Raw genomic sequence first — 12,527 nt, forward strand, 5'->3', positions numbered from 1 at the left:
TGCTCGCCACCGCGAGCGCCTCACGCTTTTTGTCGGACCCACCGGCTATCTTCACTTCTGCTGGACTTCGAGAGTGCACACGGTGATCGACGAAGGAGCGCATGTGGGTGCTGGACGTGAAGGCCGCGTCGGCGGGTTCGACGCGGGGTTCGACGCGGTCGTGGCGGACGCATGGCATCGATTCGAGAGCAATCTCGCGGTGCATGTCGCGACCATGCCGGAGGGCACCTACATCACCATCACATCGGCCCAGGCATCACATGGCCAACGTGGTCAGCGCCCGTACGTCGACGTAGTGGCGGTCGACGCCGAGCGCATGGTGTGCGTCGCGGCTCTCCCGTCCTACCTGTATCCGGAAGACCCGGACCGCGACGCGAGCGATCGCAGGCTGCACGGCCTCGGATGGTCCGAACCCGGCCGGCCGACGGTCGACGGAACGATCATGGACTACACGCTGGACGGCCCACGCGACGAGGCCGACCTGCTCGCAACCGTCGCAGTTGCCACGTTCCGTGAAGTCTGGAACGTCCCGCATCCGTCGTTTCTCAGCGCGTGGACGGTCGGCCCCGGCGAAGAAGGCAGCGGCCCGGTTGCGCTGACACACGTCACCGACGTCGCCCGTCCTCGTGCATCCACCACGCGATCGGTCACACCGTCGGTCGACTCGCTACCGACGCCGCTTCGGTCGCTGCACACCTTCTGCGAGCTCGTCGGATCGATCGTGGACTCGGCGACCGTCAGATCGGTCTGCGGCACCGCCGATCTGCGCGAACTCCGCATTCTCGCCCGCGCTCATGCCCGCGCATGCGCAGAGCACGCCGACCGTTGCCGCACCGACGGATCCGAGATGTCGTCGCGGGTGTGGCGGCGTCAGGCCCGCTCGTGGTCGCACACTGCGGACAGCCTGCGCGTCGGCGGCAGCGCCACCTCGTCAGGGCCGGACAGTGCGGCGAAGTCCGCTGGCTCGTAGCACCTGGCGTTCGACGCCCGCGCGCACCGCGGCTTCCGTACCGATGATCCGCACGTGTCGTCGGGCGCGGGTGATCGCGGTGTACAGCAGCTCTCGCGTCAGCAGCGACGACGCCTGAGCCGGGAGCATCACCGACACGGTGTCGTACTGGCTTCCCTGGCTGCGGTGAATCGTCATCGCGTACACCGTCTGCACCGACGACAACACGTTCGGATGCACCAGTTGGGGCTGCGAACCCCGCTGGAAAGCTGCCATCAGGGAACCGTCGCCGACGTCGACCACCACTCCGGTATCACCGTTGTAGATCCGCGCCTCGTGATCGTTGGCCGTGACCAGCAAGGGCTGACCTGCGTACCAGCGGGCGGGATCGAGAAAAGCGCCCGACGCCTCCCCCACCCATTCCATCGCCCGGCGTGCCCAGTCCTGCACGCCGAACGGGCCCTGCCGATGCGCACACAGCAATCGATGCGACTCCAGTCTCGTCAGCGCATCCGACGCGGCACCTGCGCGCGCAGCGTCGGTGACCGCGGCTGCGGTGCTCAGGATGTCGGCGTGCAGGGCGTCCAAGTCCGTCGGGGCGTGGAACGACAACTGCTCGTGGCCGCTGTCGAGCAACGTCATCACGTCGTCCGGCCGACCGTCGCGCACGGCGACGGCGAGCTCGGCAATGGCACCGCCGAACCGTCGCCCACGGCTCAGCCGGACCACGCCGCTGCTCAGACGGTGTCGCTCGACCGGCGCCAGCGCTGCCTCGTTCGGGTCGTCCTGCGCGTCGAGGTCTTCGGCGATGACGTCGGCGAGCGCCGGATTCGTGGTTGCGCGCACGGGTCGCGCCACGAGATCGGCCAGCACAGCGCCTGCATCGACCGACGTCAGCTGATCGGGGTCGCCGACGAGGATCAACCGGGTATCGGCTCGGACGGCCTCGAGCAGTCGAGACATCATCGTCAGCGACACCATCGACGTCTCGTCGACGACGATGACGTCGTACGGCAACCGGTTCGACGCGTTGTGCCGAAATCGGCTCTTGCTTCCTCGTTGCCATCCGAGCAACCGGTGCAGGGTCATCGCGGTCAGACCGTCGGGGAGCCCGAGCTCCGCCGACTGCTCGGTCACCGATTCCTGCAGACGAGCCGCGGCCTTGCCGGTCGGCGCTGCGAGACCGATACGGATCGACGGGCCGAGCTGGCGCACGAACATCGCGAGGATTCGCGCGACGGTGTGTGTCTTGCCCGTTCCCGGACCACCCGCGATGACGGCAGTCCACTGTGTCGCCGCGAGCGCTGCGGCGATCCGCTGGCGATCCGGCGCTGGAGTCGGTGCACCTGTGGCGTCGACGAACAGCGAATCCAGTTGCGCGCGAACCACTTCGGCGTCCACGCTCGGCCGGGTGAGTCCCCTGCTGTCGAGCACGTGCCGGATGGTGCGCTCCTGCAGGAAGTACCGATCGAGGTAGAGCAGCTCACCTTCGTCCGTGTCGACCAACCGGAGTGGCCGCAGCGGACCCCGTTGTCCGCCGACGACGAGTGGACTCGCGCGCAGCGCGGCCAGCACGTCGGCCAACTCGGGCCACGGCAGGGCGTCGACATCGATGTCGGAATCCTCGTCGACCGGGATGTCGCGTAGCCGGTGCAGGTCGAGGCAGACCGAGCCGGATCGTACGGCGCGGACCGCGAGCGCCGTCGCGAACATGACGTCGTCGGACGATTCTCCCCCGAGTGCGCCGAGCCGCAGTGCGACATGGACATCCGCGGCCGCGAGCACGCCCGCTTCGTTGAACACACGCAGCCGGCCCTTGGCGCGCTGCACGAGTTGCGCGTCGATCATGATGGTTCGATTCCCGCCAATAGATCCGATACCGATGTCACGAGTTCGACGGGTGGGTTCCAGTCGAACACACCGCAACCCGCCGGGGTCTCGGGACCGACCATGCCCCGGACGAAGTGGTACTGAACACCGCCGAGATGCCGTGTGGGATCGTATCCGGGTTGGCGCCATCGCAGGTACCGATGCAGCGCAACGGAATACAACAACGCCTGCAGCGGGTAGTGCGACCTCAGCATTTCCTGCGCCATGCGTTCGCGGGTGAAATGCATGACCGTCAGATCACCCCGCGACAGTCTGTTCGTCTTGTAGTCGACGACGACGTACCTCGGACCGGCGATGCGCAACACCGAGTCGATGCTCCCGGTGAGATATCCACGCAGCGGCGAGGATTCGAGGTGCTCGAGTTGATCGGCGTACGACGAGAGCGCATCGTCGGACGGCAGGTGTTCGCGCATCAGCGCAGCTATGCCGCGAAGGGTGACGATCCTCGTGACGGGGTCGTCGCCACCTGCCAGTGGAAGTTCGAAGTCCAACTCCGCCAAGTGGTCCGTCGGCGCGATGTCGGCGAGTGTGCCGAAGCCGAGCGGTGTACGCAGCACCGGCAGGAGCGCGTCGGCGAGCGCGCGCGGGTCGATGTCTGCGAGACGCTCGTCGACGGCCTCGGTGCATCTCGCCAGCACCTCGGCGTCCAGATCGACGGCCGACGTGTCGAGATGCTCGAGGATCTCGTGCACCAACGTGCCGAACGCCGCACCTGCAGGTAGTCCGTTCATCGGCGACGGTATTCCGTCCAGTGCGTCGTCGATCGGCGGCGCTTCCTCGGGTTCGTCGTCCTTGACGGGCGATTCCGGTTCGCTGGAGACACCCGGCGCGTCGTGCGCCGACGCCGTCAACGCCGAATACGACGTCCGACGCCACTGCATGTCGAGGGTGCGTCGGAATGTCGCAGCATCGAGTTCGATCCCGGCACCTGCCGATGTTGCCCGAATCGGTCGCGGCGACGCTCCCCGCGTGGCTTCGACCGAGATCAGTCCCCCTGCCGATCCGGCCAAGGATTCGAAGAGGTGTCCGACGGCGGCGTCGTCGGGCACCTTCGACTTCTCGTCCGGTTGAGCGATGCCGGGAACGCGCGCGAAGAGCAGCCGATGAAGCGGGGATGCCGATGTCGAAAACGAGGGCGCCCACCACAGCACGACCTGACACTGTGCCCGCGTCAACGCGACGTAGAGCAAGCGGAGCTCTTCCCCGGCTTCCTCTTTGTCCGAGAGGAGTTTTCGCGCAGCATAGCCGTGTCCGGTGCGTCCACCGACGTCCAGAACGCGGCGACCGTCGTCATCGTGCAGCAGCAGGGTGCTCGGGTAAGGATTCTTCGCCGCGTCCCAGGCGTACGGGATGTAGTCGATCGGGAATTCCAACCCCTTGCTGGCGTGTACCGTCGCCAGTTGGACGGCGGCCGCGTCGCTGTCGAGCCGCCGACTGCGATCGGTGACGCTGCCCGACGCAGGATCCTCGATGCGGTCGGTGAGCCATCGCGTCAGCGCGCTCGGACCGAACGATTCTTCCACCGCCGCACGATTGAGCAGTTGCGCGACGTGTCGGAGATCGGTGAGATGGCGCTCCCCGGAACGTAAGCCGAGCAGGCGCGCCTCGAGACGCGTCTCGGACGACAGTTTCTCGAACACGGCAGCGAACCCGGCCTGCGCGAACAGCATTCCGTATTCACGCAGGCTGGTGCTGACGTCGGCCACCGCATCGTCGCCGCCCTCGTCGAGAGTCTTCGCGGTCCAACCCAGGAGCGGGGTCAGCGCGGCGAGACGCACCCGATCGGATCGATGCGGCTGCTCCAACGCTTGCAGGAACCACAGCCACTGCGTCGCACTCGGGGTCTCGAAGATGCTGGAGCCACCGGCGAGAACGGACGGCACTCCCGCCCGATCCAACGCGTCACGCACCATCGCGATCTGCCCGCGGTTTCGTGTGAGTACGGCGATGTCACCGGGTTCGACGGCGCGTCCCGACCCATTCAGCGTCAGTTGCGTCCCGGATTCGAGCAGGTCGACGATATCGGCGGCGACGTCGTCGGCGACGCGATCCCGCAGCACACCCACGACGGGAAAGCCCGCTCGGCCCAGCGGACCGGCCCCCGTTCTGGGCAAGTAGCGCACCCTCAGCGGCGGGGCGTCCGCCATTCGTGACACGTCGTTGCTCGATCCGACGGGGTGGACGACGATGTCGTCGTGGCCGAGCGCGGCACCCGCGTACACGGTCTCGAGCGCCTGCAACAATCCGGAGTCGCTGCGCCAGTTGGTTTTCAATTCGAGGTGCCGATCCGCGACGGCAACGGCGTCGAGGTAGCTGAGCACCTCGGCCCCGCGGAAGGCATAGATTGCCTGCTTGGGGTCACCGACCAGAAGAAGCGTCGACGTCCCGTGGAACGCGCGTCGCAAGATGTCCCACTGCAGCGGATCGGTGTCCTGGAATTCGTCGACGAGGACGACGCGGAATCGCTCCCGCACCCGGGCACACGCGGACTCGCCGTGTTCGGGGTCCGTCAGTACGCCGTGGAGAAGGCCCAGCAAGTCGTCGAAATCGCGCACTCCGGCAGCCCGTTTGCGCCGCTGCACCTCCGCGCGAGCCTCTTCCGCGAACAGAACTCGATGCCCTGCCTCGGAATCCTCGCCCGGTTCGGGAACCAGCCGAGCTTGCCTGTCCCGTACTGCTTGCCGCGCCACTTGCCGCGCGTCGGCCGGTCCGATCGGCGGGTCGAATTCGGACCGGGCGTACCGCCGCAGATAGATGTCGTCGACCACCTCCGCGGTCATGTCGTCGACGGCTTCGACCAATGTTGCCTCGGGCTCGCGCTCTCCGGCGATGCCGAGACCGTCGAGCATGCGTTGACAGAAGCTGTGTGTCGTCGCGATGGTGCCCGAGTCGAAGTCCGACAGCGCCCTGAGCAGCCGGAGCCTACGTACGGAGACCTCGTGCTCCGACGCGGCCGCCAGAAAGCGAACGAGCGCATCCGCGTGCGTCGACGCCGACGGATCCTGCAGCGCTGCAGCCACTTCCGCGAAGCGATTGCGTGTCCGCTCGCGCAGTTCCTGCGTCGCCGCACGCGAGAAAGTCACGAGCAGCAACTGCGAGATGTCTGCGACGCCCTCCGCGACGTACCTGGTCGCGAGACCGACGATGGCATAGGTCTTGCCCGTTCCCGCGCTGGCCTCGAGCACCGTCGTGCCGGTGGGCAACGGTGCGAGCAGATCGAAGTCGTTCACGGCTGCCCCTCGGTCTCGGCGTCCAGAAGCGGACTCCACAACTGACATGCGACCGTTCCGAACGCCGTCGTCTCCTCGCCCCATCGCGGCAGGTCAGGACGGGGCGGCGAGTCGGAAACGGCCGTGAACGGGGCGCCGGCGTACACATAGCCGATGCTCTTGTCGGTGACGTCGCCGAACTTGTCGTTCCAGGCCTTCTCGGCGGCGTCCATCGCTTCGTCGGGAGAGGCACCGCGACAACGCCTTTCTGCGTACGCAGCCGACGCCGCAGGACCGACCGGCAATGGGCTCGCCAGTCCGGCGTCGCGCAGTCGAACGAGCCGCTCGAGTTGGTCCAGAGAATCCATCGGCGCGTCGATCGTCGACCGCCACGCTGCACGACGACCCGGTCCTCGGCCCGTGGTGACGGCCGTCCACCGACGTGAATCGTCCTGAACCTGGGCGGCGAGCACCCGCACCCACGCGGCGATGCGATGTTTCGCTGCCAGCCGCGAGTACGACGTCCTGGCAATCGTGCTGCCGTGAATTCCGGTGACGGTACCGGTGATACGCCGCCCCGATTCGAGACGGATCGAGATGTCGAGAACGTCCGGATCACCGCCGTGCACGTCTTCGGCGACCTCGACCAGCGCATCGACACCCCGGGTGATGTCCTGCAGCTGCGCCTCCCCGAGTGCGAACGGCGGCAGCGTTCCCCGACGCCATTCCGCAGCGCGGAAATCCTCGACCCGAGTTCCTGCCAACCTCTCGGCCAACATCCGGTCGCCGATGTCCCACTTCTGCAGCCCGTCCAGCGCGACTGTCAACGAATCGGACACGTCGTCCTCGAGATCGGGCACTCGAATTCCGATGCGCTGCTTCAGAAATGCCGCGATCGGATGCTCGACGAAGGCGATGAGTTCGTTCAGATCGATGTCGCCGGATTGCCTCGGTGGCAGAGGAGCGTCCAGGAATGCCGGTGCGGGTACGGGTTCCTGCTCCGCTGCACGCGCGCCGTCCAGCGCTGCACGGTCGTAACTGAGGGGTGCGCGCGGGTCGAAGTTCCGCGCGTCGAACGGCTGCAGCGGGTGCCGACGCACCACGTCGGCGCCGGCCGTGGTGGAGACGACGTCGAGCAATTCGCTGAGCGGAATCGCGGGCGGCTTGACCATCCCGGTCACCGGGTCGGCGCCGGTGTAGAACAGCAGCAACTTCTCTCCTGCCGACATCACCGCGTCGAGCAACAGTTGGCGGTCCTCGCTGCGAACGTCGCGTTCACCGGGAGCTGGATTGCGCGCCATGATGTCGTCGCCGTCGACGCCACCCGCGCGGGGAAATACCTCGTCGTCGAGACCGAGGAGCACGACGACCCGGTGCGGAACCGAGCGCATCGGCACCATCGTGCACACGGTCAGCTCTCCGGTACGGAAGTTGGCACGCGACGGTCGTCCGGCCAGCGCCCGCGTGAGCATCGCGCGCACATCGGCCAGCCGGAGTTCGGATTCGTCACCGTGCTGGGTCGCGTCGTGCAGTTCTCGAAGCGCTTGTGCCCGTTGCCATGACTGAGCACTGGTCGTGTCGGTGAGCAGGTCGAGCGCACGCACGAGAGCGGTTCGCCACCTCGCTGTCGCCTGCGGCCCCTGCAGATCCCGCACGACGACGGCGAGCCTGTCGACGAATTCCGCAAGTCTTCCGGCGAGATCGATGTCGTTGCCGTCCACGTCGTCCAGCGGAAGTGCAAGGTCGAGCCATTCGTGCGCGGTCTCGTCGGCGGCGACGCCGAGCAGCAGCCGGTCCATCGCGAAATTGAAGGTGTTCTGACCGAAGTCGCCCAGCCCGTATCTCGTGCGTTGGCGCGAATTGATCCCCCACCGCGCACCGGATGCCTGCGTCCACTCACGTAGCCGTTCCAGGTCGTCGTCGGTGAACGAAAACCTCAGTCGCACAGGCTCGAAGGCCGCGAGGTCCAGCACCTGACTTGCCGTGACCCGGTCGACGGCAAGGTCGAGCAACGCCGCGACGACTGCCAGCAACGGGTTGGTCTGCCGCAAACCGCGGTCGGCGAGACGAACCCTCAATTCGTGTCCCGGATGTCCGAGCCCACGCTGTCCGAACGTAGCCCGCACCAGCGGCGCATAGGTCTCGACGTCGGGGCACATCACCAGAACGTCGCGTGGTTGCAACGTCGGATCCTCGTCGAACAGGCGCAGCAGGGATTCACGAAGTACTTCCACCTGTCTCGGTGCGCCGTGGCAGGCGTGTACCGCGATGGTGCCGTCCGGTTCCGCGGAACGGGTCGGCGTCCGGTCGTGTGCGATGTCGGACTGCACCCGCCCGAGCAGCGTCGCACGCGTCGCGTCGTCCGGCACGACGGAATGATCGATCGCGACGTCGAGACTCGTGAGTCGCCCCTGCAGTTCGCGAACATCACGTGCCAGGCTCGACAGCAGGGGATGCGACACTGCGACGGCCGACCGGTCCTCGCGCCGACGACGCGGTCGGGGCGCCGCGGTCAGACCGTCCCACATCGCAGGGCTGGGATGCGGAATCCACATGTGGACGTCGCGTCGATCCGCTATCGCGGCGATCACCCGAAGCTGATCGGTAGTCAGGCGGGTGGGGCCGAAGAGCGAGATTCTTTCCGGCAAGTCCAGAACCGACGGATCGGCAACGAGCGCAGCGCAACTGGGCTCCAACCGTTCCGCCGGACTCGGCGAATCGATCCGTGCCCGCACCGCCCGCCACAACTCCGCCTGCCAGAGAAGGTCCGGCGTCAGCGATGCACGCAGCCCGTCGGTGTCGACGCCTGCAGCCCAGTCGACGAGCATGGACGGTCGATCGGCGGCGTAGCTTCGGAACAGATCGGCCAGGTGCGCCGCGGTGGACCAACGTCGTCCCGCTCGCTCCTCGTCGACACCGTGGCCGAGATGGGCAGCCAGTACCGAACACCACGGCTGCCCCAGAGACTCGTCGACGAGTTGCAGAATCGTCCACAGCATCCGGCCTCTGGCCCAGGGGTCCTGGTCTGCGTCGAGTCCGTCGACCGCAGCAAGAGCCTGATCGACAAGTGTTGCGGGCGAGGGAAATTGGATGTTGGCGGAGATTCCGTCGGCCTTGGACGAGCCGAGCGACATCGACAGCCGTTGCGTCAACCACCGCTCGACACCACGTGCAGGCACGGCGACGACCTCGGCGACGAAGGGATCGGCGAGCGGGGTGGACAGAACCTCGACCAGCCCGGAGGCGAGCGCGCTGGACCGTGCCGCGCGATGAACCTTCAGTACCAACGTCGTTCCCCGCTCTCCCGCTTCTCCCCGATCCGGCTACTTGACCCTACTCGAGGCACCGACATACTCTCGACGCGTTCAATCGCACTGCGCGTGCGTTTATCGCACCAACGCCGTCGGATTCGAGGACTACACCGATGATCGATACCGCCACCGCCGTCGCCGTCCAGCTGCTCTACGGTCGCCAGAGTCACGCGATCGATTCGGGGCGAGCGGCCGAGTGGGCCGCCACGTTCACCGGGGACGGCGTCTTCGATTCGCCCAGCTACCCCGAACCCGAGGTCGGTTCCGCAGCCCTGACCGCATTCGCGCAACGGTTCTCCGACAGCGCAGCGGATGCCCAGGAGAGGCGTCGCCACGTCATCACGAACCTGGCGATCGACCGCGTGACCGACGACGAACTGACCGTCGACTGCTACCTGCAGATCGTCGCGACTCCCCGCGGCGGTGACACGCGAATCGTTCGCTTCACCGCCGTGCACGATCGCGTCGTTCTCCGGGACGGCCGGTGGCTCATCGCGAACCGCACCGTGTCGCGCGACGACGCTTGATATATCTGTTAACTAAATGCCGTCACTGACTACAGTGGTCGGGTGACCGATTCCGCCGAACCCGATTTCTGGTCGTTCATCGAGACCGCCAACACCAAGCTCGCGTCCGAATACGGTTTCGAGCACCAGCTCGCCACCGAGGTACTGCTGACACTGAACCGCGCGTCGAACATCGTCACGTACGACCTCGAGGCATCCATCCATCGGCCGCGCGGCTGGTCCTGGTCGTCGTTCCGTCTGCTGTTCGTGACGTGGCTGGCCGGCCCGATCGAACCGAAACGCGCAGCCGAACTGACCGGCATGAGCCGTGCCGCGGTGTCGAATCTGTCGAAAACCCTCATCTCCGACGGCCTGCTCGCACGCACCCCGGACGAAACGGACGGCCGCTCGGTGCGTCTCGCACTCACCGAGGAAGGCCACGCCCGCATGGTCGAGTCCTTCGCCGACCAGAACGAACGCGAGAACGCATGGGCGAGCGTGCTGACCGAGCCCGAGCAGCGCATTCTGGTGATGCTCCTGAACAAGCTGATCACCAACCGCAGCCAGTTCGATGTCAGAGGGCGCAACTGACGCCCTGAGGGGTTGCGTGGGTCACGTCCAACTAGTTAATGTGTTTATTATCAGCTCTGGATACATTTAGGAGATTCCCGTGGCCTACTACCGGCAACTCGGATCGGTACCGCCGAAGCGTCACACTCAGCATCGGACTCCCGACGGCGGTTTGTACTACGAGGAGCTGATGGGCGAGGAGGGCTTCTCCTCCGATTCGTCGTTGCTCTATCACCGCCACATCCCGTCGGCGATCGTCGATGCGACGGTCTGGGAGTTGTCCGATCAGTCGACGACGCCGAACCACCCGCTCAAGCCGCGCCACCTGAAGCTGCACGATCTCTTCCCGCCGGAGGTCGTCGCGGAGACCGATGTGGTAACCGGCCGTCGTCTGATTCTCGGCAATGCCGACATCCGCATCTCGTACGTCGTCGCAGCGAAACCGTCGCCGCTGTATCGCAATTCGATCGGTGACGAGATGGTGTACGTCGAATCCGGCAGCGCCACAGTCGAAACCGTCTTCGGCGCACTGCAGGCACGTCAAGGCGACTACGTACTCATCCCCCGCGCGACGACGCACCGCTGGGTTCCCGACGGCGAGGTCCGCGCCTACGCGATGGAGGCGAACAGCCACATCGTGCCGCCGAAGCGCTACCTGTCGAAGTACGGCCAGCTTCTCGAGAACGCACCGTTCTGCGAACGCGACCTGCACGGGCCGAGCGAACCGCTGCTCGTCGAGGACACCGACGTCGAGGTCCTCGTCAAGCACCGCGGCTCCACCGGCATCGTCGGCACCCGCTACGTCTACCCGAACCACCCGTTCGACGTCGTCGGCTGGGACGGCTGCCTGTACCCGTACACGTTCAACATTTCCGACTACGAGCCGATCACCGGTCGCGTGCACCAGCCGCCGCCTGCGCATCAGGCGTTCGAGGGCGACAATTTCGTCATCTGCAACTTCGTGCCGCGCAAGGTCGACTACCACCCGTTGTCGATTCCGGTGCCGTACTACCACTCCAACGTCGATTCCGACGAGATCATGTTCTACGTCGGTGGTGACTACGAAGCCCGCAAGGGTTCGGGTATCGGACAGGGCTCGATCTCGATCCACCCCGGCGGCCATGCACACGGCCCGCAACCCGGTGCGTACGAACGCAGCATCGGCGTCGAGTTCTTCGACGAGCTCGCCGTCATGGTCGACACGTTCCGGCCGCTCGAACTCGGAGAAGGCGCGCTCGCCTGCGAGGACACCGCGTACGCATGGACGTGGGCAGGCAGGGGACCCGCGTCGTGATCCCTGCTGTCTTCCGTGGTCTGTGCGACGACGCAGCACTGTTCCCGCCCGGCAATGCACCTCTGGGCGCCGCGGTGCCGCAGCACCTCAGCTACCGCGACGCGGCCTTTGCAGATCTCGTCGGACCGTTCGTGTTCCCGATTCCCCGGCTGCGTGAACTGACGTCGGTCCCGTCGCCGGTGCGCGTCTCGCTGACGGCGCCCGGGGGCCCGTCGAGCGTTGTCCCCGGAATCGAAGCGGCGCTGTCGATCTCGGGCGTATCCGTCGTCGCTGTCGAGGTGGCGATTCCCGACGGCACCGACCTGAGTGCACTCGACGCCGTCGGTGACGACATCGACGTCTACGTCGAGATCCCCCGCGACGACCGTCGACCCGAGATGCTGGACGCGGTCGAACGCCGCGGCTACCGCGCGAAGTTCCGTACCGGAGGCATCACGGCCGATCTGTATCCGGGCGAAGCGGAACTGGCCGCCGGAATCGCCGAGGCGTCGCGTCGCGGAATTCGGTTCAAAGCCACTGCAGGTTTGCATCACGCGATCCGAAACACCGGCTCTGACAACGGTTTCGAACAGCACGGCTATCTCAACGTGCTGCTGGCAGCGCAGGCCGCGGCAGGGGGCGCCGGGACGGACGAACTGAGCAGCATCCTCGCGATCCGCGATCCTGACGTCGTCGCGAAGGAAGTCGCTGCGATCGACACCGAGCGAGTGTTTCTGTCGTTCGGTACCTGCAGTATCCAAGAACCCCTCGACGACCTCGTCGCACTAGGACTCATCGACCCCACGTGAGCGCGAATGT

Annotated in this window: 8 protein-coding genes; 5 read left to right on the forward strand and 3 right to left on the reverse strand. The window is 66.4% G+C overall.

Going from position 1 to position 12,527, the window contains the following annotated elements:
* The first annotated feature begins 103 nt into the window (after nt 1-103).
* Nucleotides 104-970 carry a hypothetical protein gene (locus HQ354_RS21070; RefSeq protein WP_261768980.1) on the forward strand — a complete coding sequence of 289 codons (867 nt, stop codon included), beginning with the start codon at nt 104-106 and terminating at the stop codon, nt 968-970.
* Here HQ354_RS21070 and recD read toward each other — a convergent pair.
* From recD to recC, 3 genes are read right to left on the reverse strand one after another with little or no spacing between them, the layout of a single operon-like run.
* Complete coding sequence (gene recD / locus HQ354_RS21075; RefSeq protein WP_222635500.1) at nt 932-2,797, reverse strand: exodeoxyribonuclease V subunit alpha; 1,866 nt, start codon at nt 2,795-2,797, stop codon at nt 932-934. The two genes, HQ354_RS21070 and recD, sit on opposite strands and share 39 nt — an antisense overlap.
* Nucleotides 2,794-6,117: a UvrD-helicase domain-containing protein gene (locus tag HQ354_RS21080; RefSeq protein WP_222635499.1), complete on the reverse strand. Its 3,324-nt coding sequence runs from the start codon at nt 6,115-6,117 to the stop codon at nt 2,794-2,796. The genes recD and HQ354_RS21080 overlap by 4 nt, the downstream gene beginning before the upstream one ends.
* Complete coding sequence (recC, locus tag HQ354_RS21085; RefSeq protein WP_222635498.1) at nt 6,066-9,335, reverse strand: exodeoxyribonuclease V subunit gamma; 3,270 nt, start codon at nt 9,333-9,335, stop codon at nt 6,066-6,068. The genes HQ354_RS21080 and recC overlap by 52 nt, the downstream gene beginning before the upstream one ends.
* Before the next feature lie 137 nt (nt 9,336-9,472).
* Here recC and HQ354_RS21090 point away from each other — a divergent pair, with 137 nt between their 5' ends.
* The 4 genes from HQ354_RS21090 (at nt 9,473) to HQ354_RS21105 (ending at nt 12,517) form a co-directional block, all read left to right on the forward strand.
* Nucleotides 9,473-9,886, forward strand: coding sequence for a nuclear transport factor 2 family protein (locus HQ354_RS21090; protein WP_167675501.1), 414 nt, complete (start codon nt 9,473-9,475; stop codon nt 9,884-9,886).
* Nucleotides 9,887-9,928: 42 nt separating this feature from the next.
* Nucleotides 9,929-10,456: a MarR family winged helix-turn-helix transcriptional regulator gene (locus HQ354_RS21095; RefSeq protein ID WP_068427152.1), complete on the forward strand. Its 528-nt coding sequence runs from the start codon at nt 9,929-9,931 to the stop codon at nt 10,454-10,456.
* Nucleotides 10,457-10,535: 79 nt separating this feature from the next.
* Complete coding sequence (locus HQ354_RS21100; protein WP_068427151.1) at nt 10,536-11,729, forward strand: homogentisate 1,2-dioxygenase; 1,194 nt, start codon at nt 10,536-10,538, stop codon at nt 11,727-11,729.
* A complete protein-coding gene (locus tag HQ354_RS21105) occupies nt 11,696-12,517 on the forward strand; it encodes a hypothetical protein (RefSeq protein ID WP_167675495.1) in 822 nt (273 codons plus the stop codon). Before HQ354_RS21100 ends, HQ354_RS21105 begins: the two co-directional genes overlap by 34 nt.
* The last annotated feature ends 10 nt before the right edge of the window (nt 12,518-12,527 follow it).

The sequence above is a fragment of the Rhodococcus sp. BP-261 genome (assembly GCF_019835205.1).
GTDB lineage: Bacteria > Actinomycetota > Actinomycetes > Mycobacteriales > Mycobacteriaceae > Rhodococcoides > Rhodococcoides kyotonensis_B.